This window comes from Thermoflexus sp., assembly GCF_042408815.1.
Classification (GTDB): domain Bacteria; phylum Chloroflexota; class Anaerolineae; order Thermoflexales; family Thermoflexaceae; genus Thermoflexus.
On record NZ_JBHOQR010000002.1, the window covers coordinates 188,654 to 210,514 of the forward strand.

The following is a 21,861-nucleotide window of genomic DNA, read 5'->3' on the forward strand; positions in this document are numbered from 1 at the left end:
GCCTCCGCATATAATAGGCGCTGAAGCCGGCTCACCACAGGATGGGTGGCGGGAAGTCCGGTGAGAGACCGGCGCTGCCCCGCAGCGGTAACCGGGGACGAAAGCCGCTTCGGTGTGGCCTCCTCCTGACGGCCGCACGACACGCCACTGGAGGGATCCCCTCTGGGAAGGCGCGGCGAGTAGGACGATCCGGAAGCCCGAAGACCGGCCCATCCTCCTCGGCTGCGGCCATCGCCTCGCGGGAGGGCGATGACGCAACCTCCCCGTTTTAGGGAGGCGCTACCTCCTATGCCGGCGGTTCTCCCGCGCCATCCTTTCCTCTACGGAGGGCGCGATGATCATGTCGACGGCCTCATGGGAGCAGACGGCGCTTCATCGTTACCTGCAGGAGACCGGCCTGCCGGAGGCGCTTCGCGCTCCGATTCTCCTGGAAGCCCAGGAAAGCGCGGTGGACCAGCTGGATCCGTCCCAGGCCTTGGAGGCGCTGCTCCTGCTGATCACAGCGAGGATCTGGGAGGACCCGCTCTACGAGCGGGCAGCTGCGGCGTTGATGCGCCGGCGCATCCTCCTGGAGGCACTGGGCTCCGACCACCCAGACTATGCATCCGCCTTCCCCGCTTACATCCGCAAGGGCGTGCGGCGGGGGGCCCTGCACCCCGATCTCCTCACCTACGACCTCGACCGCCTGGCGCAAGCCCTGGACCCCCGGCGGGACGCCCTGCTTCCCTATGTGGGACTCGCCATCCTCTTCGACCGCTACCTGGTCCGGGATCCGGAGACCCGCCAAGTCCTGGAGCCACCCCAGTTCATGTGGATGCGGGTGGCTATGGGGCTGGCCCTTCGGGAGCCGGATCGCGAGCAGTGGGCCCTGCGGTTTTACGAACGGATGAGCACCCTGCGCTTCCTCCCCAGCACTCCCACCCTGTTCAACAGCGGCACCCCTCATCACCAGCTGGCTTCATGCTATCTCTACGAGGTGCTGGACAGCCTGGAGCACATCCTGGACGCCGCGGCGACCTTCGGGATGCTGGCCAAATACGCGGGGGGCATCGGGGCCTCCGTGACCCGTATCCGGGCCGCCGGCGCGCCTGTGCGGGGGATCAACGGCCGCAGCGGCGGGCTCATCCCCTTCCTTCATCTCTACGACGCCCTGATCCACGCCATCAACCAGGGAGGACGGCGGCGGGGGACCATGGCCGCGTATCTGGAGCCCTGGCATCTGGAGATTGAGGCCTTCCTGGACCTGCGCCGGAACGCCGGTGATCCCTATCAGCGCACCCCCTCCCTGGACACTGCCCTTTGGATCCCGGATGTCTTCATGGAGCGGGTAGAGACCGACGCGGACTGGTATCTGTTCGACCCGCTGTATGCAGGGGATCTGGTCGATCTCTACGGAGAAGCCTTCCGGAGGCGCTACGAAGATTACATCGCGCAGGCGGAACGGGGCGAGATCCCTCGCCGCGCATGGCGCAAGGTGCGCGCCCGCGAACTGTATCTGCGAATCCTCGCCGCCCTGCTGGAAACCGGACATCCGTGGATCACCTTCAAAGATAGCAGCAACCTGCGCAGCATGCTGCGCCACGCGGGGGTCATCCATTCCCTGAACCTGTGCACGGAGGTGGCACTGCCCACTTGCCCGGAGGAGATCGCCGTGTGCAACTTGGGCAGCGTGAACCTCGCCCGCCATCTGAACGCCGACGGATCCTTGGATGAGGCGGAGCTGGCTCGCACGGTCGAGATCGCTATGCGGGCCCTGGACAACGGGATCGATCTGAATCTGTATCCCTCGGAGCGCGCCCGCCGCAGCAACCTCCTGAACCGACCAGTGGGGTTGGGTTGCATGGGGTTCGCGGAGCTCCTGAACCGCCAGGGCCTCTCGTTCAACGACCCGGAAGCCGCTGAGTGGGCCGACCGCCTCGTCGAGCAGCTTTCCTTCCACGCCATCCGGACCAGCTGCGCCCTGGCCCGAGAGCGCGGGCCCTTCCCGCGGTTTCCCGGCAGCGAGTGGTCCAAAGGCCGTCTGCCCTTCGATACCCTGGGAGACCTGGAGCGAGAGCGCGGACGGACGATCGAGGTGAACCGCGAGGGCCGGCTGGACTGGGCGGCTCTCCGGGACGCGGTGCGCCAGGGGATCCGCAACGGCGCGGTGATGGCCATTGCCCCCACGGCGACCATCGCCTTGATCGCCGGCACTAGCCCCAGCCTGGACCCCTATTTCAGCAACCTGTTCGTTCGGACCACCCTCTCCGGCCGCTTCGTCGAGTTCAACCCGGCGTTGGTGGAGACGCTGAAGGGCCTGGGATTGTGGGAACGGATCCGAGAACGGCTGGTAGAGACCCAGGGGGATGCGTGGGCCATCCCGGAGATCCCGGAGCCAGTGCGCCGCCGCTTCCCCACAGCTTTCCAGATCCGGCCGGAGGCCCTGCTGGAGATCACAGCCCGGGCACAGAAATGGGTGGATATGAGCATCAGCCGCAGCCTCTACTTCACCTCCGAGACCCCGGCCGATCTGGCAGCGGTCTACCTGCAGGCCTGGCGGAAAGGCCTCAAGGCGACCTATTACTGCTATGTGATGCCCCGCATGCGGGCGGAGCCAGCGACGGTGCGGGTGAACAAGGCCGTGCAACGGCCCCGCTGGGTGGAGGCCGCAGAGGCGGAGCTGCAGGCGGAGTCCGCCTGCGCCCTGGACGGCTCCTGTGAGGCCTGCCAGTAAAGGGCGGTCGCTCCCGCCGCTCATCCCCATCCCACCTTTTCCAGGAGGACATCCCATGCGATCCGCGCGCGGGTTGATCGGCGGCGATCCGGTGGAGCCGCTGCGTCTTTTCCCCTTGCGCTACCCATGGGCTTACGCCCATGTGCAACAAGCCAAACGCAACACCTGGTTTCCTGAAGAAGCCCCCCTCCACGATGACGTCCGAGACTGGCATGAGCGCCTCACCGAGGAGGAACGCCAGGCCGTGGAAATCCTCCTGGGCTTCTTCAACCCCATGGAATCCATGGTCACCAGCAACTTGCTGCTGGCCCTCTACCCCCATCTTACCGCCCCCGAGGTTCGCCTCTATCTCGCTCGTCAGGCATGGGAAGAGGCCAACCATGCCATGGCCTTCGAGTATCTGATCAAGACGTTGCCCGTGGATCGGGAACGGGTGTTCAACGCGCTGGAAGAGCACCCGGCCGTGGTGGCCAAGGCTGCTTTCCAGCGCCGGCTCACCGCGGAGATCCTGGAGCCAGATCTGGACTTGGACACAATCGAGGGGCGGCAGCGGCTTCTGCGCAACCTGGTGGGATTCTTCATGATCCTGGAGGGGATCTTCTTCTATTCCGGCTTCGCCTTCGCCCTCTCCTTCCGACGTCGCAACTGCCTGCGGGGCCTGGGGACAATCATGGATTGGGTGCTCAAGGACGAGAGCCTTCACCTTTCGTTCGGTGTGCACTTAATCCAGGCCTTCCTGCAGGAGAACCCCGAGGTGCGGACGCCCGCGCTGGAGGAGGAGCTGCTCCGCATGATCCTGGAGGCAGTGGCCCTGGAGGAGGCTTACAATCAGGCGCTGCTGCCGCGGCCCATCCTGGGCCTCCACGCCGGTTCCCTGAACGCCTATGTGCGCTATGTGGCCGACCGGCGCCTGGAGGAGCTGGGGCTGGGCCCACACTTCCACACACCCAACCCCTTCCGCTGGCTGGCGGCCGAGATCGATCTCCCAGAACAAGTGAATTTCTTTGAAGCCCGCAACGTGAATTACGAAGTCGGGCGACCCCGCGAATGAGCCCCCTTCTTTATCGCCAGGCCGCACCGCCAGAGAGCGGATCTCTCCAGATCCGGACGGTGGGTGGGCATGCCATAGGCCCGCCCACCCACCCCGAAACGAGCATGCCCCTTTGACTCGCCCGCAGGTTAAAATATAATTAACCAAAATGGCGTGAGCTTTGGATTGCTCGGCTCTGGGTGGCTTTCCGCCCATCGGGCTGGCGGGGGTTCATGTTCCGCCGGAGGCGGTGAAGATGCACAGCGGCTCGTTCCTGGTTCAAAAATCCGGGCGGAACCTGGGCTACGGGACCCGAATTTTAAAGCCTCTTTTTTTCTCCTCCTTAATACCCCCCCCCCCCTGGGGGGGGATAACCATCGTCCCCCTCCGGCGGGGATCGACCTTGCCCTTCGGACTTCTATCGGTCACGGGGCGCATCGGATCTTCTGGATTGAGCCCTATCCAGACGAAGCCTGGCCGCTCGTCCAGGCCTTCCCCATAGGAATGCCACGACAATGGCCCCCCTCTGGCCCTCCATCGCCACGCTCCACCCCGCACGGGTTCACGGAGGGATAGAAATGGAGTTGTTGCCTCGCCTCATTGAGCTTGTGGACAAACTGGATCCCTCGGCGATCCCGGAGGCCATTCTGCGCACAGTCCTGGATGCGCTGGGCCTATCCACGGCCTGGATGTCCAGGATCGAGGATCCTCATCACGAAACCTTCTCATTGATCGCGGCGGTCGGGTTATCGCCAGAGCTGAAGACGGAAGGCCAGGCCCCCCTTCGCTGGTCGCCATGCCGTTGCCAGCGCATGATATTGCGTGGGGAGCTCCTGGAAGCCATATCCACGCTCCCATGCGAGCGCCTGGAAAGGCTGGGGCTGCCGGCTGCCCACCTGACGATCCCCCTTCGCCTTCGGGACCATGTCTATGGCGTGATGAACTTCTTGATCCCTCCGGGTTTCCAACTGAAGGGAGACGCCCAGCAGACGCTGACTCTCGCAGGCCAGCTGTGTGGTGCGATCCTGGGATATCTTCATGCCCTTGAGCGGCTCCAGCGGCAATATCGCCGGCTTCATGATCTAAGCCACATCGCTCAGCTGGCCAATCAGTCCCTTCCTTTGGGAGAACTTCTCAACCGCATCACAAAGGAATTCGTCGTTCTGCTGGAGGGAGATCGGGGGGCTATCGCGTTGATGGCAGAATCCAGCGATCACCTCCGGGTGGTGGCTGAATACAACCCGATCGGCACTCCCTCCGGCTTGGGGGTCACAATCCCTATCCCCGGCAACCCCTCCATGGCCTGGATCCTTCAGAACCGCCAACCGCTGCCCATCGCCGACGTGGCCAGCGATCCCCTCCTGGGTCCCGTGCGGCCCATCCTGTATGCCATGGGAATTCGCTCCCTCCTGATCATCCCCCTGGTAGTGGGCGATCGGGTCATCGGCACCCTAGGGATCGACAGCGTGAAACAGCCCCGGATCTTCACCCCCGAGGAGATCCAACTGGCCGAGACCGTGGCCGCCCAGGTGGCCGGGGCGATTGAGCGAGCTCGCCTGCTGGACGCCGCCCAGCGACGAGCCGCCCATTTGGAGACCCTCCATGGGATCCTTCGAGAAGCCACCGAGGCCCAGGATCTGGGTGCCCTGATGGATCGGGTTTTGAGCCGCTTGCGCGCCCTTCTGAACGTCCCAATCGGCGCCATCTGGCTGGCAGGGCAAGCCATTCTCCATGGCCTGCCGGAGGAATTCGGTCTCCACAGCGCGGCGATCGCCCGCCAGGCAGGGCTGGAGCCCCAGGCGCCCCTGGCCGTCCCCGATTGGGCTGCCTTGCCCCCCGATCACCCTTTGCAAGCCATGCGAAACGCCATGGCCCGGTTTGAGATCCGATCCTCCCTCACCGTCCCGCTCCTCCGCGGCGCGCAACGGGTGGGCGGGCTCAGCCTGGCCGCTCGGGAGCCGCGGATCTGGCAGCCGGAAGAGATCGCTCTGCTTGAGGCCGTGGGGCAAGAGCTGGGGGCGGTCGCCGAGCGGCTGCAGCTGCTCCAGTCCCTTCGGGCCCAGACCACCCGTCTTCACGTGCTCTACCAGACGGCGCGGGCGCTGGCCCAGCTCCAGGATCTCCCCACCCTTCTGGGCCAAGCCGTGGAGGAGATCCTGACCCACCTTCCGGCTGATGGGGCCAACATCTACGTGATGGATGAGGAAGATCCCGACCAGCTCCGCGTCGTGGTGGAACGCGGTTTCACTGCCATCCCGGCAATCCGGATCTCCACCCGAGGAGATGAAGAAACCATCACCAGCTGGGTGGCCATGCGAGGCGAGCCTTTATGGGTGGAGGATTGTGCGCGCTATCCGTATCCTCCCGCTACTCGGCAGATCATCGAACGGGAAAGGATTCGGAGCCACGCGGCGCTCCCCCTATGGCGAGGATCCGAACGGGTGGGGGTGTTGCATGTGATCTGGCGGACGCCCCAGACGTTCGATGCGGAGACTCGGGAGCTTCTCCAGAGCCTTGCGGACCTGCTGGCGACAGGCATACAGAGCGCCCGGCTGCTGCAGCGGACCCAGCGTCAGGCCCAGGAGCTGGCCGCCCTCAACCGGGCCCTTCATGAGGCGCTCCGCCTTCGGGAGGAGATGATCCAGAACGTCTCCCACGAGCTGCGCACTCCTCTCGCGGTCGCGATGGGTTATCTGGAACTGCTGGCCGAAGGTGCCCTGGGCCCCCTGAACCCGGAACAGCTGGAAGCGATCACCATCAGCCGGGAACGCCTGGGGGAGCTGCATCGGTATGTGGAACTGCTGCTCACCCTGCAAGTGACCCGCGCGGGGGAGCTGGCCCGCATCCCGCTGGATTTGAAACAGCTGTTGAAGGAGATCCTTCACCGCTGGAAGACCCGCCTGGATCCAGGACGCTATCAGATCGTGACCGCCCTGCCTTCTGAAGAAGTATGGCTGATCGGGGATCCGGAAGGATTAATCCGGGCGATCGGAGAGGTGCTGGACAACGCGGTGAAATTCTCGCCCCGGGGAGGGACCATTGAGATCGCCCTGGAAGTGGAAGGAAGCCAGGCGCACTTGTGGGTCCGGGACGAAGGAATCGGGGTCCCCATGGAGAATGTGGAGCGGATCGGAGAGCCCTTTTATCAGGTGGAGGGAGGCACCACGCGGCGGTTTGGAGGGATGGGGATCGGCCTGGCGGTCGCCCGCGCCGTGGTCGAAGCCCATGGCGGAAAGCTCTACATCCGCCCTCGCTCCCCTCAGGGAACCGAGATCCTCCTCACCCTGCCCCGGGTCCAGCCTGCATCATAAAGCCGCGCAAGGGGCCATTGCAACCGATAGCGATCCGGCTCCCTGCATGTCCCCCCACAGCGGATAGAAGCCCATCCTCTCGACCCAGCGGCGGAGATCCTGCAGCAGGCGCGTCTTGCCAATCCCGGCCTCGCCCGCGATCACCCTGCATCGCCCAACGCCGGCCTGAGCGGAGCGCAGAGCTTCCCCCGGATCACCTGTTCGGCCTTCTACTCAATCAGGACGGGAGTCTGCATTTGCATGGCCCCTCCATGGGGAACCGCCCCGGCCTCTGGAACCCGGCGATCCCGAAATTGCAAAAGGGCTTCCCACCCACTTCTCGGGAATGGCATGATCCTGGGGGCGCTTTTCCTCGTGGCCTTCACAGGCGGTCTGGCCGGGCTCTGGAGCTTCCGGGCGGATCTGGTGACCACCGCCGGCATTCAGGAGCGATTGCGGCGCCTGATGGCCGGGACCTGGATCATGGCTTTAGTGGCCTGGCTCACCGTCCTCACCGGCACCTATATCGTGTATCCATGGTATCGAGCAAAGCCCCCGGAGGGAGCGGATCTCTCGCTGTATCCTCGAGCCTATCTCCTTAGCCGCCCGGAGCTTCGGCTCTGGCACACCTTCGGAATGGAATGGAAAGAGCACATCGCGTGGGTGGCCCCCATCCTGGCCACGGCGGTCGCCTATTTAGTCGCCCGCTATGGTCCCCACCTCGCCCATGAGGACCGGATCCGGCGGGCTCTGATCGTGCTGTTCACCCTGGCCTTTGCAACAGCGGCAGTAGCGGGGCTTTTCGGAGCCCTCATCACCAAGGCGGCTCCCATTCGGTAATCCCCGGGACAAGGAGGGCAAGATGATGGCGTCGACCCAGCGGGTTCCCAGCGGCGTCGCCGCCGCAGCGGTTCTGGCGGCCGGCATCGGCACCTTCGTGCTTGGGCTGAACACCACCCTGGCGGAGGCCAGCGAAGGCTTCGCGAACGCCCTGAAGTGGTATCCGCCGGCCGGGCCTCTCAGCGGGAAGACCACCCTGGCTGTCCTGATCTGGCTGATCGCCTGGGCCATCCTCCACCGCTTGTGGAAAGATCGGGAGCTTCCCTTCCCGCGGATTTTCGGGATCGCCCTGGTCCTGATCGGCCTGGGGCTTCTGCTGATGTTCCCACCTTTCTGGGAGCTGTTCGCGGAATAAGCCAGGTGGGGAACCCGGGGAACGGGGAGCTCCCGAGCCGCTCTTCTCTGCCAGGGAGATCCGACGGGCGTGGGCCCGCAGGCCCGAAAACAATCTGGGGGCCGGAATCCGCTCCGGCCCCCAGATCGCCGCCCCCCGGATGGGTTCGAATCGTCATCCCTTCGGAAACTCCTGGCCCAGCCTGGCCTTCTCCCGCGGGGCCTTCCCCGCCAGGTTGGGGCAGGAGCAGCTTCATGCTCCGCCACTGCGCACGAGGAAAGGAAAGCCCCAAGGCCTTGAAATCCTGGCCTGCAAACGGATCGCCGGCACCCAGGCCTACTTCCAATCGGCCCGCCGAAAGAGCATCTACCGTTGCCAGCTGGGCCGCCAAGAGCTCCGCTGGCCTCAGCCCATGGATCAGTGCGAGGCAGCCGATCCGAACCCGGGAAGTGCTATCCGCTAGAGCAGCTATTGGATTGTGCCCTGTTTTCTCATCCCGCCTCTGGCCTAGATGCGGAAGACGTTCAAAACGCCTCGAGTGGCTGCCCGAAGACGGAGGACACCGGGATATAATAAAAGAGGGGCCGGTGGCGGAACAGGCAGACGCGCGTGGCTTAGGACCACGTGGGGAAGACCCGTGCGGGTTCGAATCCCGCCCGGCCCACTACCTGCAGAGAGGCTGGGCCCTCCTGTCTGAGGTCTGAAGGGCTTCGGGAACGGGAAAAGGAAGCGAAATCCGTTCCGGGATGGCGATCAGCTCAGCCAGGTTCCTCGCAAGCCCCCCGCTGCGCCACCCGTGTTCGAAACCGCAAGGCTCCGCTAAGAGGAAGCCGAAGCCTCGGTCTCGATCTCCCGAATCAGCCGCTCGATCTCCACGCCATATACGCGCGCCGCATCGGCCAGTGTCTCCAAACCTGCCAGGACGCACACCGGGCACCACATCCCCCAGCGAATCAGAACCTCCCGGGATCGGGGATAGCGTTCCATCAGCTCTTCGATCGACCAGTCCCCCCGGATCATCAGCCCTCCATGAAAGCGCTCTCCCTCTCATGATCGGCAGCCTTCCTTACTCCCCACTTTGCGCCCGGACAAGGAGAGAGGCTCCAGCTCCTCGGCCAGGGCGACCAGCGCGTGGGGTTCCCGCAGCACGATCCGGCGTCGCCCCAACCGCACCCAGCCCGCCCGTTGCCAGCGGTTCAAGAGCCGACTCACGGTGTGCAGGCGAGTCCCACAGAGCTCCGCCAGCTCCTCCCGGCTCAGGGGCAACACCAGCTCGATCCCCTCCTCCGTCCGCCGCCCCAGCCGGGCGGCCAGCCGCACGAGCACCCGGGCCAGCCGGCGCTCCACCCGGAGGACGCTTACCTCCAACAGCCGGCGATGCGCCTCATGAAGCCGCTCGGCTAGAAGGCGCAAAAGCCGCAGAGCCACCCCGGGATGACGGAGAAGGAATTCCCGAAAGGCCGCTGCAGGGATCCACAGGGTCTGGCAGGGAGTCATGGTCTGAGCGGAGGCCGGATAGGGCTGGTCCGCAAAGAGCGCGATCAAACCCAGAGGCTCCCCGGGGCCCACCATCTGAACGACCACCTCCTGCCCCGCCGCATCAGTCTGGGTGATCTTCACATATCCTTCCAGCAGCATATAGAGGCCTTCTGCCGGATCGCCCGCCAGGAAGAGGAAGTGTCCGGTGGGCCATATCCGCCACACCCCATCGCGGATCAGCCCCCTGAGATCATCCGTCGGAACCTCTCGGAAGAGCGGATGCGCACAGAGCGTCTCCAGGATCCGGGATTCCGCGGTCCCCGGCTTTCCCCTGCCCATCGCGGTGCCCCTCCATCGCGTCGTTCGTCCCAACATTTCCCCCCTCTGAGGACTCGGGATTCCCTCAGGGGGGTTGCCCCGCTTAGGAGTGGTGAGGATGGGTTCGGCCGGAATGAGGACAATGGCCCCATCCTCGCCAAAGCCCAACCCGAAAACGCATCACGACGGGACGATGACAAGTTTATCATCCCCGGCCGGGGATCCGATATGGGCCATCCGCCTTCCTGCATGTTCCCCGGAGGTCTGAGAGGCCAAACAGGTCACTGGAGGCCATGGAAAACCCATGGGGCGCGTCTTCCGCGCCCCATGCCCGTGAAAAGCCTCCCCGACGGATCAATCGATGCCCGGAGCCGGAGCCCTTCGCCCTGCCCGGATCGCCCGGGCCATCAAGAGCAGGAACAGCAGGATCGCCACGCCGTTCAGCAAACCGCCCCACCGTCGAACCTCGAAGATTCCCCCCAGATCTCCGATCAGACGAACGATTAGGGAGAAATGAAGGAAGAAAAGAGGAAAGTAAAGTAAACGCGAGAAAAGAAGGTGGATCCGCAGGATAGAGGGGAAGATGATCAGGGCATGGCCAAAGATCATGGAGAACACGAACCCGACCAGCACCGCGTGCAACTGGGCATCGCGGAGCGGCCCGGCAAGGGCCTCACCGGGGAGCCATTCCAGCACCCCGCCGATCCCCAACCAGACGTAGCCCGCAAGCATGCAAATCGCGATATAACGCACCTGTCCGTGTTGACGCACGGTGTGGCGGGCGATGTCATACCGGGCCAGCCAGGTGGCCAAGGCCAGCCAGCCCAACCCCAGGATCCGCCGGCCCCATGCCGGGAGGGCCAGCCCCAAGATCGGCCCCAGAAAGACCATGGCCACGCCCCCCCAGAAGGGCCCAGCGGCCTCTCGCCCCCGCGGGATCACCCGCGCGAGCTCCAGCCGTTCCCCCACCACGGTCAGCACCAGAAACGCGGTCCACCACGGCGCCGCCTTCGACAGCGAATCGCTCCCCAGCCAGATCAGCTGGCCGAGTCCCCACATAGCGGCCCCCAGCCCCAAGACCCCGATGGATGGATCCGCGTGCTGTCGGGCCGCATGGATGAAGAAGGCCGTCAGCACGGCCGCGCTGCTCAGGAACAGGCCGGCGCTCAGATCCGTCGGCGGCATCAGGAGCAACGTGAGACTTCCCAGGGCCGCCAGGATCGGCGCGGCCCAGGACCAGCGGGGGCCGAGGACCGCCCGCTCGAGGGTGATGAGAGTGCCCAGGAAACCGGAGATCATTAGCGCGCCATGGGCCCCCGGCCAGCTTGGGTTGGGCCGGGGAAGCTCCCACCCGATCCGAATCCAGCCCGCTCACAACCCCGCGAGCAACGTCAGAATCCCCATCCACATGAGCGGAAACCGCATCCGCAAAGGCATGGAGATCCTCCTGCCTTCGGTGGATCACGCATCCCCTTCCGCCCGCCGAGCCTCTCTCGATTCTGCAGCAATCCGCTGCACTTTCTTTGATTCAGAACAAGCAAAGGGACCGGTACCAGGTTAAGATACCCTGGATGGCCGGATCGACAGCGAGATCCGGGGAGGAGGGAGATAATCGCCAAGCGGGATCGGCCGCGAGTGGTCGTGGTGGGCGCCGGATTCGGCGGGCTGTGGGCCGTGCGAATTCCCTGTAAAGATCAAAGTGGCAGGGTCTCGTGGAACCGGCCACGGTCGGAAAAATGCCAGTCCACTCCATTCGGGATAACGGTCAACGACGCCCAGCCATCGGGAGCCATGCAGCGCAGGGCTGCCTCCCTCGTCTCTTCGAGCAGGCACAAACCCAGGCCCCGGGACGTCTGACTCGGTGGCTGGTGCGGCTGGAGCTGGCCCGAACCCGACGGTTGGAAGCCTGGTGGCTCTCGACGTTCCCCCGGATCTTGGTGACCTCGAGGAAAGAGGCGGCAGTCCACCACATCGAACACCAGACGGTCCACCGGGACCTCCCGGGCGAACCCGGCGCCCCGAAGGGGCTCAACATGCACCACGTCCCACGACTTCCGGAGGGACGCGGGGAGGTGCGGGAGCTCGAGGAGCCACCCTGCGGATCGATACTGGGATCCACTGGTCGCCTACTGGCGATCCCGCGGGGTGAACTGGGCATTCATCGCCCAGCCATATTTCTCGGGTCGGGAGTTCGCCTTCCCGACAGAGATCAACGCGGGGCGCTTCTTCACTACCACGTATTTCTACACCCGAGCGAGCTGTAACATGCCGTATTACATAATCCAACTGGCCTTCGATGAACCCCTCCCGGACCTTCCGTCTTACAACGCGCTCCCTGTTAGCGAATCCCCGCATAGCTGGGAGATGGTATGGATGCCTCCCAACCGCTCAGATGAAGATGGAGGGCCGGAATGGAGCATCAATGGATTGAGGAGAGATTACAGGCGATCCGCTTATAGATCGCTCGTCTCGAGGAGGGGCTCCGCCTGCGATCCTTGCTGGCCGAGTTGGAACGCTGGGAGGCCATGCGTCAGGAGATCAGGCGGGCCACTCAATCGGCCCGGCTTTCACACCACCCGTGAACAGTTAATTTCCCTCTATCCGAATGCGGCAGCCTGTTCTGGCTGACGGCACTATCGCGGCTGGATTTGAGCGTCGCCGCCGGAGTTCTGCTGATCGCCCTGGGAGTTAGCCTGATCGCCCGGAGCGCATAAAGATGAGGACAACAGACATTTGGGCATGAACCTGACCGGAGGGCGAGGAAAAAGGAGGCGATGCGTGTTGCAGTGATCGGCGGCGGAATTGTCAGCGTGAGCCTAGCGTATTTTTTGAGCCAGGCTGGGCATTCGGTGGTCCTGTATGAAGCCAGCGATCAGATCGGCGGCCTGGCGGAGACCATCCGCATGGGAGAGGCGGAGGTTGATCGCTTTTATCACACGATCCTCTCCAGCGATATCTACATGCAGGAGCTGGCCGCAGAGCTGGGGATCGCGAATCGGCTTGGCTTCCGGGCTACACGGCGTTTTTCCATGAAGGCCGTCTGTATCCGATCGTGGGCGCGGATGAGGAAGCCCGCATGGTGGCGGAACAAACTCGTTCTTCCCCCATCTCCGGAATGATCCTCCTGGGCATCCTGGACCCCCATCTTCCTCGTGGGAAAGAGCTGCTGCTCGGCCTGCCCGTTCTAGGCACTCTGACGGACCTTCCCCGCCTGACCGAACAGTTCGGGGTTCGGGAAGTCATCGTTTCGGCCAGCGCTCTCCTCCGGGAAGCCCTGGTCGAGCTTTTCCGCGCCTTTGCTTTCCATCCTCAGGTGAATCTGCGGCTTTCCTCAGGCCTCTATGAACTTCTGGCTACCGGAACAGAGGTTTGGGAAGTGATGGGAGTTCCCCTGTTCTACTGGAGACGGCTCCGCCTCTCTCCGATGGAACAACTCCTTGAGGCCGTGATGGATTACACGCTGGCAGCCATTGCGCGGAGCTCCTTCTGGAGCAGAACCCTGAGCTGAAAAAGGCCTTCGAGCAAAACTATAAGCTGCGAGACGACCCGCGGGTGACCCGGGTAGGGCGATTCCTGCGACGCTGGATCCTGGACGAGCTTCCACAGCTCTTTAACATGCTGTGGGGTGAGGTGAGTCTCGTAGGGCCACGGATTCTGACACCGGAAGAGATCTCCCGTTACGGGCGCTGGGCGTTGAATCTGCTCACCGTGAAGCCGGGCATCACCGGCCTCTGGCAGGTCTCCGGTGAGCACGCGGCGCATTCGCTGAGACGATCGCCGGGCCGCGAGGGATAAAAAAGCGGAGCGGGCGGCGTCGCCCGCTCCCTCCTTTCCGATCGATGGGATGTTCGGCATTCAGCCGACGTGCCTTCGTTATTCCGATGAGGGTAACCGTCCCCACGGACCAGCGGTTGTCTGGGGAGGAACCACCTCTCCTCGCCGCGCCTCGTATAACCCCACCCCCAGATCTCCGGCGATCGCATCTGCCCCTGCATATACCGCCAGTCCAAAAACCGCGGGAACCACCGGCTCCGGGAATCCCTCCCGTTGCAACCAGCTCTGGAAACCAGGATCCCTGATCCTCTCCAGGGCCTGCTCGAAGGGCCGACGACCCCAGATCCGCCCCTTTACTTCCACAATCATAGTGATCCGACGGCCATCTGTTTCCTCCACCTCCAGGACCAGATCGGCCTCCCCATCGAACTGCACCATAACGCTCCGCCGCACCTGACGGCCTGTCAGGGCCAGGAACCGGGGCATGAGATCCTCAGCCATGTTTTCGTGCACCAGCCCCCATCGCTCCTCTATCCGACCCACCACCCGCCGCAGCTCTCGCATCTCTTCCGTCAGTGCCGCAATCTGCGCCTCCACCTTCTCCATCCGCTCCGTCAGCGCCGCAATCTGCCGGCTATTCTCCCCAAGGACCTCCCAAACTCGCTCGAACTCCTCATGGATCTCCAGCCGAAGGCGCTCTACCTGCGCTGGGAGAGCCAAGAGGTCCTCCGTCAACAACTTGCGGCGCACCTCCTCCCGGAACGCCGGATCGCGATCGAGAAGCTCCAAAAACTTCATACGAAACACGGGATCCTGAAGCAACTCCTCGATCATTTGAGGGGTCATGGGTCGGGCCTCCCGCTCTATCGGTCTTTTCCCAGGTTAACATGGATCACGAGAGGCTGTCAACCAGCCCTATCGCTTCTCCGGGGCGTTGCAAGCTTCATTTCAGACCAATGACATCCGCATCGACTTCATGAGGCGAGATGTATTGTTCGACAAAAGATTCCCTTCCGCGTTAGAATGACGCTGATTGCAGGAAAACCAGCAGAGGAGGGGCATCTCACGATGGCGATCCGTTGTCGGAAATGTGGCCGCGAGGCGGCCATCATGATGCGCCAGCACCGGCTGGCCCTATGCGATGTGCATTATCTGGAATGGTTCGTGGAGCAGACCGAGCGGACCATCCGGATGTTCCGGATGTTCGATCGCTCGGAGCGGGTGCTGGTGGCCGTCTCGGGAGGCAAGGATTCCCTGAGCCTGTGGGATGTGTTGCTGCGCCTGGGCTACCAAGCCGATGGGCTATACATCGGCCTGGGCATCGACGGCGGCATTCGTTACTCCGATCAGTCCTATGAGAAATGCCGACGCTTTGTCGAGGAACGCTGGCCAGACGCCCGGCTCATTGTGGTGGACGTTAAAGAAGTCTATGGCGAGACAATCCCGGAAGTCGCTGCTCGGACCCTGCGAGGGCGGGATAAACCGTGCGCCGTATGCGGACTGATCAAGCGCTACATTATGAACCGCGTCGCATATGATGGTGGCTACGCGGCCCTGGCGACAGGACATAATCTGGATGATGAGGTCGCTGTGCTCTTCGGCAATGTGATGAACTGGCAGGTCGGCTATATGGCCCGCCAGGGCCCTGTGCTACCTGCCTCCCGCCCGGGATTCGCCCGCAAGGTGAAGCCCTTCTGCCGCTTTTACGAGCGTGAGACCGCCGCCTATGCCCTGCTCCGGGGCATCGATTATATCTACGATGAATGTCCATACGCGGAGGGCTCCACCAGCATCGCCTACAAGGAGTGGCTGGCGAAACTTGAGGAGGAACGCCCGGGCACCAAGCTTCGCTTTTATCTAGGCTTCCTGAAGGCAAAGGAAGAAGGCCTGATCACTTTTCGGACCGATGAGGCCGAGCTGCACGCCTGCGAGAAGTGTGGGCAACCCACCTCGGCGCCGGGGATCTGCGCGTTCTGCCGGCTGTGGGAACGTCGACGGCCTGCCCGCACAATCGCTGCGCCGGTTCTCTCTGTGGAGGAATAAGGCATGCGCATTGTCTCCCTTCTTCCCGGCGCCACCGAGCTGATCTGCGCCCTGGGGCTGGAGAAGCAGCTGGTGGGCATCTCCCATGAATGTGACTTTCCCCCTGAGGTAGTTGCCCATTTGCCCCGTTTGACTCGCAGTACCCTTCCCGAAGGCCTCTCCGATCCCGCGGCGATCGATGCAGCGGTTCGGGAGAAGGCTCGGAAAGGCGAGCCACTTTATACGATCGACGAGGAGCAGCTCGCCGCCCTGGAACCCGATCTGGTCCTTACCCAGGCTCTGTGTGAGGTCTGTGCCGTTCCCCAAGGCCAGGCCATGCGAGCTTCGGTTCGGCTGCGCCGCCCACCTCGCATAATCGCGATCAATACGTATCGTCTCGAGGACATCTTCGAAAGCCTGCGTCAGATCGCGGAGGCCGCAGGGGTTCCCGAACGGGCAGACTCCCGAATCCAGGAATGGCGCCATCGCCTGGCCCGGGTGGAAGCGGCCGTGGCCGGTGCACCCCGGCCACGGGTCCTGATGCTCGAGTGGCTGGATCCTCCGTTCCGCTGTGGCCACTGGATTCCGGATATGGTAACAATCGCAGGAGGAACAGAGATCATGGGGCGAGCCGGAGAGCCCTCCTCTCGGATCCCATGGGAGGAGATCGAGAAAGCGCAACCGGAGGTCATCGGTCTCATCCCATGCGGATATCGCCTGAAGGACATCATCGCGGCCCAATCTCTTCTGGATCGCCTGTCTTTCTGGACCCGAATCCCGGCGGCACAGAGGGGACAAGTCTATGCCTTAGATGCCTCAGCTTACTTCAGCCGGCCTGGGCCCCGCACTATTGATGGCATCGAACTGCTTGCCGCTATACTCCATCCAGATCGCTTTCACACCCCGCTGGTGGAGTGGGCCGCGCAACGCCTATCGCCCCTTCCCCTCTCCCACCACGGATGAAGCGGAGGGTCCACATCAGGCGACCGGGAGGTGCTTCCATGAATCGCCCACTGATTGCGCCCTCCGAACTGGAAACCCTGACCGCTCAGTTCGGACCGCAGCCGTATCAGCACGCGACGGTCATCGCAGATGGATGGTGGGAAGAGGTGCGCCGAAGCCTGAGCCGGCGCCGGGGAGAGGTTCTCATGGTCATCCAGCGGCCAGGGGGTGAGATTTTGGTTCACACAAAAGCGTTCTATCCCCCAGAGGCCTATCGGCTGCTGACCGGAGGTATCGGATGGGAGGAGACCGCATGGGCTGCTCTGCATCGGGAGATCGAGGAGGAGACCAGCCTGCCTGTGCACTCGGCAACATGGTGGGGTCTAATCACTTACACCCTCTACCCCTCAGAAACCGATCGGGACCATGGCCTTCCCTTTGTCTCATTTGTCTTCCATATCCATACAGAAGGAGAGCCCCGTGCAACGGATCGGGCAGAGCGGATCGCCGCCTTCCGCTGGATCTCCCCGGAAGCCCTTCCCGAAATCGCCCGCCGTCTGGAGTCCCTGGATGCCCCATGGAGGGGCTGGGGCGCCTTTCGCGCCATCGGACATCGCTTTGTCTGGGAACATCATCGCGAACACCTGCTTCTCCGACCCTAACGATCCTCTTGGGGCCCTCAGCCAGAGGCTATAACCAGGACCAGAGCGTAGTCAGCGTGCGCTGGAACAGATGGATATGCTCCAGCGCTTTTCCGGCTCCCATCGCCACACAGGCCATGGGGGCATCCGCCACATAAGCCGGGACACCCGTTTGCTGGGTAAGGAACTCATCGATCCGACGGAGCATCGCTCCTCCCCCCACCAGGGCCATCCCCCGATCGATGATATCCGCCGCCAGCTCCGGCGGCGTCCGTTCCAGAACAGCTCGAACCACCCCGATGACGGCCTGGAGAGGCTCCTGGATCGCCTCCAGCACTTCCTCCGAACTCAAAGTGATGGTGCGCGGCAGGCCGGTGACCAGATCCCGCCCCTGCACCTCCATCGTCAAGGGAGGATCCAGCGGGAGAGCTGTTCCGATCTGGATTTTCACCTGCTCCGCAGTAGGCTCTCCGATCGCCATATTATATTTCCGGCGTACATAACCGATGATGGCCTCATCCATACGGATACCGCCCACTCGAACAGAGTGGGCAGTCACAATCCCCAGCATGGAAATCACGGCCGCCTCGGTCGTGCCGCCGCCCAGATCAACCACCATATTGCCTGTAGGAGTATCCACCGGCAGCCCCGCCCCCAGGGCAGCCGCCAGAGGCTCAGGGATCAAATAAACGTGGCCAGGATGGGCCCCGGCGGCCACGGCCGCTTCATGCACCGCGCGGCTCTCCACGCTGGTCACCCCGTAAGGGACCGAAATCATCACATGGGGACGGAAAAGGCGGATAGGGCCGCATACTTTGGCGATGAAATACCGAAGCATTCGCTCTGTCACATAGTAATCCGCAATCACCCCATCCCGAAGAGGCCGAATCACCTCAATGACCTCCGGGGTGCGGCCATACATTGCCCGAGCCTCTTCCCCAACCGCCAAGATCTCATCCCCATCCACAGGCATGGCCACCACGGAGGGCTCCTGAAGGACAATCCCCCGGCCGACCTCATAGACTAACACGTTCGCGGTGCCCAGATCGATCCCTAAACGCTTGGTCAGCATCACGAAGTCCCTATCGCTTGATGTTTTGCGCAGAGCTTCAGGAAGCGCCGGATCCAGCGGATCCCTCCCGACGGATTCGGCGGCGGCGGGCCACCTCCAGGCGAACCCGCGAGCGACGCAGAGCCGCCAGAGCGGCATTCAGATCGACGCCTGCCGGTCGCTCCTTCAGGATCTGCTCCGCCCGCTGACGGGCCTCCTCTGCCCGCGCGATATCGATCTCTTCCGCCCGCTCCGCCACATCCGCCAGGACGATCACCTTCTCCGGGCTCACTTCCATGAACCCCCCATGGATCGCGAACCAGAGCTCCTCGCCCCCCCTCCGGGCCAGTAACGGCCCAACGCCCAGAGCGGTCAGCAACGGCGCATGTCCGGGTAGGATCCCCAGCTCCCCCTCCACTCCAGGGGCCACCACCATATCCACATCCCCGCTGAACAGGGCGCGCTCCTGTGTCACAATCTCCAGACGCATCGGACTCATCCGGCAATCTCCTCTTTACAGATGGCTCCACTGCTCCATCGGTTCTGGAACCCCAAAATAAGCGGAATCCCAAACAACTGCGCCTCCTGGGCCCGCTGGATCGCCCGGTGACCGAGGCTCAGCGATGCCCCCCCAGGTCCACCGAAAACCAACGTGTAAACGCCAGCTTCACTGGCGCCCCAGCTGAAAGGCGCACGAGAGTGCTCGGGGAAACATAGCGCCCCTCCTGCCCGAATCGGACAAGCAGGGCAGACAACCGCTCCTGCGGAAGAATCCGCACGACAGCGACATCCACGGTAGTGCGGGCGATCCCCCACCGGGCAGCGGCCAGTCCCCCGATGATCCTATGGAGATCCTGGCCTTCGAAGCTCACCGCAGCTCACCTCGGCGCAGGCGCTCCGCCTTCTCCACGGCCTCGTCGATGGTACCAACCATGTAAAAAGCCGCCTCGGGCAGATCGTCGTGCTTGCCCTCCAGGATCTCCTTGAAACCGCGCACCGTCTCCTTCAGCGGGACATAGCGGCCGGGCAGGCCGGTGAACTGCTCGGCGACGAACATCGGCTGACTGAAGAACCGCTCGATCTTCCGGGCTCGCGCCACGATCAGCTTATCTTCTTCCGATAATTCATCGATCCCCAGGATGGCAATGATGTCTTGGAGATCCTTATAACGTTGGAGCACCCGCTGCACCTCGCGGGCCACCGTATAATGCTCCTCCCCGACGATCCGCGGATCCAGGATCCGGCTGGTGGAAGCCAGCGGATCCACGGCTGGGTAAATCCCCTTCTCCGCAATACTTCGCTCCAGGGCAATAGTGGCGTCCAGATGAGCGAACGTCGCCACCGGGGCAGGATCCGAGTAATCGTCCGCCGGCACATACACGGCCTGCATCGAAGTGATCGCGCCGCGCCGGGTAGAAGTGATACGCTCCTGCAGCTGCCCCATCTCGAAGGCCAGGGTGGGCTGATAACCGACCGCCGAGGGCATGCGGCCGAGCAGGGCGGAGACCTCCGAGCCGGACATCACGAAACGGAAGATGTTATCGATGAAGATGAGAACATCCCGCCCCTGATCCCGGAAGTATTCGGCCATTGTGAGGGCCGTCAGCCCCACCCGCAGACGAACCCCCGGTGGTTCATTCATCTGGCCGAAGACCATCACAGTCTTGTCGATCACCCCTGCTTCGATCATCTCGCGGTAAAGCTGCGTGCCCTCGCGGGTGCGCTCGCCGATCCCGGCGAAGACGGAGATCCCCTTGTGGACCGTCGCGATGTTCCGGATGAGCTCCATGATGATCACCGTCTTGCCTACCCCCGCGCCGCCGAAGACCGCTACCTTCCCACCCCGCATGAACGGGGCGATGAGGTCGATCACCTTCAGCCCAGTCTCGAAGACTTCGATCTGAGTCGATTGCTCCTCGAGGGAGGGTGGGGGCTGATGGATCGGCCGATACTCCTGAGCGCGAACCGGGCCTTTATCATCGATTGGCTCGCCCAGCACATTGAACACCCGGCCCAGGGTGGCCTCCCCAACCGGCACCATAATCGGAGCCCCCGTATCATACGCCACCATGCCCCGGCGGAGTCCATCGGTGGTATCCATCGCGATGCAACGAACCATCCCACCCGCCAGATGCTGCTGCACCTCCAGCACCAGCCGGTGGCCATCGCGGGGAACCTCGATGGCATTATAAATATCCGGCAACTCCTCCGGTGGGAACTCCACATCCACCACATTCCCCAGGATCTGCACAATCCGTCCCACAGAGCCTTTCGCCATCGCTTTCTTCCCTCCCGAAAATGATCGGAGTTGAGGAAAACACTCCCAAGCCCTGGGGAAAAGTGAGCCGTGTAAACGGCCGGGAAAGCGATTAACGGCTAGCTCCGGCGCGCGGGCGCAGATCCAGGCGCGCCCGCGCGGCCTGGCGCATGGCCTCCGCCCCGCCGGCGATATCCAGCATCTCACTGGTGATCGATTGCTGGCGGGCCTTGTTGTAGCTCAGGGTCAGCGTATAAATCAGATTCTCCGCGTTCTCCGTCGCATTGCGCATGGCCACCATACGGGCTGAATGCTCGCTGGCCAGGCTCTCCAGAACCGCGTGGTAGACCTGAAGCTCCACAAAGCGCGGCAGAATCACATCCAGCAATTGCGCCGGATCCGGCTCGTAAATAAACGTCTTGTTCGCCACCGCCCGAGTGTCCAGCCGCTCGACGGCCTCGGGAACCGCCGGCTCATGGCCCTGGGCGAAGCGAAGCGGCAGCAGCCGCCGGACCCGGGGGCGCTGGACCATCGTGTTAATGAAGTCCGTGTAAGCGATGTAGATCTCATCCACGCTTCCTTTCAGAAACTCCTCCATGGCCACCCGGGCGATCGGGCGCACATCGGTAAAACGAGGCCAACGAGGCATCGGTGAAAAATCGGCCACCAGCGCCCCGCGCACTCGGGCCACCGCATCCCTCCCCTTTCGTCCTACAGTAAGAAAGGATACAGGGGCCCGGCTGACGGCGGCGAACCGAAAGGCCAGGCGGATGACGTTATCATTGTAAGCGCCGCACAGACCTCGATCAGCGGTAATCAAGATCAGCAAAACCTGGCGCACAGGGCGCACGTCCAGCATGGGGTGAAGCAACGCGCTGGCTTCCGCCTGATGAGCGAGATGGACCAGGACCTCCCAGGCCTTCTGGGAATACGGGCGGGATGCGAGGGTCATCTCCTGAGCCCGCCGCATTTTGGAAGCGGAGACCGCCTCCATAGCGCGGGTAATCTGGGAGATACTTCGGACAGTCCGAATACGACGTCGCAATTCCCGAAGAGTAGGCACGACTTTAACCTCCCGACCCGGTCTGTCGGATCACCCCAGCATTCGACGACGGAAAGAAGAGGCTCCTGCCACAACCACTCCGCCCGGATCCAGAACCCTGGCACAGC

20 protein-coding genes, 1 tRNA gene, 2 pseudogenes and 1 riboswitch are annotated in these 21,861 nt (G+C 63.4%); of the genes and pseudogenes, 13 read left to right on the forward strand and 10 right to left on the reverse strand.

All coding sequences use genetic code 11. The features are described 5' to 3' along the window. The first annotated feature begins 10 nt into the window (after positions 1–10). Positions 11–228: riboswitch (cobalamin riboswitch) on the forward strand. 106 nt (positions 229–334) lie between these two features. The 5 genes from ACFMO3_RS01010 to ACFMO3_RS01030 all read left to right on the forward strand — a co-directional run bounded on the left by ACFMO3_RS01010 (position 335) and on the right by ACFMO3_RS01030 (position 8,228). Next, on the forward strand, positions 335–2,713 hold the full coding sequence (locus ACFMO3_RS01010; protein ID WP_376788569.1) for a ribonucleoside-diphosphate reductase subunit alpha: 2,379 nt from the start codon (positions 335–337) through the stop codon (positions 2,711–2,713). Between the two features lie 55 nt (positions 2,714–2,768). Then, complete coding sequence (locus ACFMO3_RS01015) at positions 2,769–3,764, forward strand: ribonucleotide-diphosphate reductase subunit beta (protein WP_376788570.1); 996 nt, start codon at positions 2,769–2,771, stop codon at positions 3,762–3,764. 557 nt (positions 3,765–4,321) lie between these two features. Continuing rightward, a complete protein-coding gene (locus ACFMO3_RS01020) occupies positions 4,322–7,054 on the forward strand; it encodes a GAF domain-containing protein (RefSeq protein ID WP_376788571.1) in 2,733 nt (910 codons plus the stop codon). Positions 7,055–7,384: 330 nt separating this feature from the next. Next, positions 7,385–7,873 (forward strand): hypothetical protein, encoded by a 489-nt coding sequence (locus ACFMO3_RS01025; protein ID WP_376788572.1) that lies wholly within the window; start codon positions 7,385–7,387, stop codon positions 7,871–7,873. 22 nt (positions 7,874–7,895) lie between these two features. Further along, the gene (locus tag ACFMO3_RS01030; protein ID WP_376788573.1) at positions 7,896–8,228 is read left to right on the forward strand and encodes a hypothetical protein; all 333 of its coding nucleotides are present in this window, start codon (positions 7,896–7,898) and stop codon (positions 8,226–8,228) included. A gap of 289 nt (positions 8,229–8,517) precedes the next feature. On the opposite strand, the pseudogene ACFMO3_RS01035 reads toward ACFMO3_RS01030, so the two are convergent. Further along, positions 8,518–8,781: pseudogene (locus ACFMO3_RS01035) on the reverse strand (LLM class flavin-dependent oxidoreductase); the annotation flags it as partial. A gap of 7 nt (positions 8,782–8,788) precedes the next feature. On the opposite strand from ACFMO3_RS01035, the gene ACFMO3_RS01040 reads away from it, so the two are divergent. Next, positions 8,789–8,871 (forward strand) — tRNA-Leu (locus ACFMO3_RS01040). A gap of 155 nt (positions 8,872–9,026) precedes the next feature. Here the strand turns inward: ACFMO3_RS01040 and ACFMO3_RS01045 are convergent. From ACFMO3_RS01045 to ACFMO3_RS01055, 3 genes are all read right to left on the reverse strand, one after another. Continuing rightward, positions 9,027–9,227: a DUF1858 domain-containing protein gene (locus ACFMO3_RS01045; protein ID WP_376788574.1), complete on the reverse strand. Its 201-nt coding sequence runs from the start codon at positions 9,225–9,227 to the stop codon at positions 9,027–9,029. 27 nt (positions 9,228–9,254) lie between these two features. Continuing rightward, on the reverse strand, positions 9,255–10,025 hold the full coding sequence (locus ACFMO3_RS01050; RefSeq protein WP_376788575.1) for a Crp/Fnr family transcriptional regulator: 771 nt from the start codon (positions 10,023–10,025) through the stop codon (positions 9,255–9,257). A gap of 333 nt (positions 10,026–10,358) precedes the next feature. Then, positions 10,359–11,303, reverse strand: a complete 945-nt coding sequence (locus tag ACFMO3_RS01055) for a hypothetical protein (protein WP_376788576.1) — start codon at positions 11,301–11,303, stop codon at positions 10,359–10,361. 413 nt (positions 11,304–11,716) lie between these two features. On the opposite strand from ACFMO3_RS01055, the gene ACFMO3_RS01060 reads away from it, so the two are divergent. From ACFMO3_RS01060 to ACFMO3_RS01075, 4 genes and pseudogenes are all read left to right on the forward strand, one after another. Then, positions 11,717–12,268 carry a hypothetical protein gene (locus ACFMO3_RS01060; protein ID WP_376788577.1) on the forward strand — a complete coding sequence of 184 codons (552 nt, stop codon included), beginning with the start codon at positions 11,717–11,719 and terminating at the stop codon, positions 12,266–12,268. A gap of 507 nt (positions 12,269–12,775) precedes the next feature. Next, a pseudogene (locus tag ACFMO3_RS01065) lies at positions 12,776–13,123 on the forward strand (FAD-dependent oxidoreductase); the annotation flags it as partial. Then, positions 13,081–13,512, forward strand: a complete 432-nt coding sequence (locus tag ACFMO3_RS01070; protein ID WP_376788578.1) for a nucleoside-diphosphate sugar epimerase/dehydratase — start codon at positions 13,081–13,083, stop codon at positions 13,510–13,512. The pseudogene ACFMO3_RS01065 and the gene ACFMO3_RS01070, both read left to right, overlap by 43 nt. Continuing rightward, entirely contained in the window at positions 13,509–13,799 is a 291-nt protein-coding gene (locus tag ACFMO3_RS01075) for a sugar transferase (protein ID WP_376788732.1), read from the forward strand. Before ACFMO3_RS01070 ends, ACFMO3_RS01075 begins: the two co-directional genes overlap by 4 nt. 78 nt (positions 13,800–13,877) lie before the next feature. Here the strand turns inward: ACFMO3_RS01075 and ACFMO3_RS01080 are convergent, their stop codons facing one another. Beyond that, positions 13,878–14,624, reverse strand: a complete 747-nt coding sequence (locus ACFMO3_RS01080) for a DUF3782 domain-containing protein (RefSeq protein ID WP_376788579.1) — start codon at positions 14,622–14,624, stop codon at positions 13,878–13,880. Positions 14,625–14,846: 222 nt separating this feature from the next. On the opposite strand from ACFMO3_RS01080, the gene ACFMO3_RS01085 reads away from it, so the two are divergent. The 3 genes from ACFMO3_RS01085 to ACFMO3_RS01095 are packed head-to-tail and all read left to right on the forward strand — an operon-like array spanning position 14,847 to position 17,404. Continuing rightward, entirely contained in the window at positions 14,847–15,821 is a 975-nt protein-coding gene (locus tag ACFMO3_RS01085; protein WP_376788580.1) for a TIGR00269 family protein, read from the forward strand. 3 nt (positions 15,822–15,824) lie between these two features. Continuing rightward, positions 15,825–16,763, forward strand: a complete 939-nt coding sequence (locus ACFMO3_RS01090) for a cobalamin-binding protein (protein ID WP_376788581.1) — start codon at positions 15,825–15,827, stop codon at positions 16,761–16,763. A 38-nt stretch (positions 16,764–16,801) separates the two neighbouring features. Then, the gene (locus tag ACFMO3_RS01095) at positions 16,802–17,404 is read left to right on the forward strand and encodes an NUDIX hydrolase (protein ID WP_376788582.1); all 603 of its coding nucleotides are present in this window, start codon (positions 16,802–16,804) and stop codon (positions 17,402–17,404) included. Between the two features lie 28 nt (positions 17,405–17,432). On the opposite strand, the gene ACFMO3_RS01100 is transcribed toward ACFMO3_RS01095, so the two are convergent. The 5 genes from ACFMO3_RS01100 to atpG all read right to left on the reverse strand — a co-directional run bounded on the left by ACFMO3_RS01100 (position 17,433) and on the right by atpG (position 21,754). Next, a complete protein-coding gene (locus ACFMO3_RS01100; protein ID WP_376788733.1) occupies positions 17,433–18,452 on the reverse strand; it encodes a rod shape-determining protein in 1,020 nt (339 codons plus the stop codon). Between the two features lie 40 nt (positions 18,453–18,492). Next, a complete protein-coding gene (locus tag ACFMO3_RS01105) occupies positions 18,493–18,933 on the reverse strand; it encodes a F0F1 ATP synthase subunit epsilon (RefSeq protein WP_376788583.1) in 441 nt (146 codons plus the stop codon). 118 nt (positions 18,934–19,051) lie between these two features. Next, positions 19,052–19,306 (reverse strand): hypothetical protein, encoded by a 255-nt coding sequence (locus ACFMO3_RS01110; RefSeq protein WP_376788584.1) that lies wholly within the window; start codon positions 19,304–19,306, stop codon positions 19,052–19,054. After that, the gene (gene atpD / locus ACFMO3_RS01115; RefSeq protein ID WP_376788585.1) at positions 19,303–20,712 is read right to left on the reverse strand and encodes a F0F1 ATP synthase subunit beta; all 1,410 of its coding nucleotides are present in this window, start codon (positions 20,710–20,712) and stop codon (positions 19,303–19,305) included. The genes ACFMO3_RS01110 and atpD overlap by 4 nt, the downstream gene beginning before the upstream one ends. Positions 20,713–20,803: 91 nt before the next feature. Beyond that, positions 20,804–21,754 (reverse strand): ATP synthase F1 subunit gamma, encoded by a 951-nt coding sequence (gene atpG / locus ACFMO3_RS01120; protein ID WP_376788586.1) that lies wholly within the window; start codon positions 21,752–21,754, stop codon positions 20,804–20,806. Positions 21,755–21,861 lie beyond the last annotated feature (107 nt).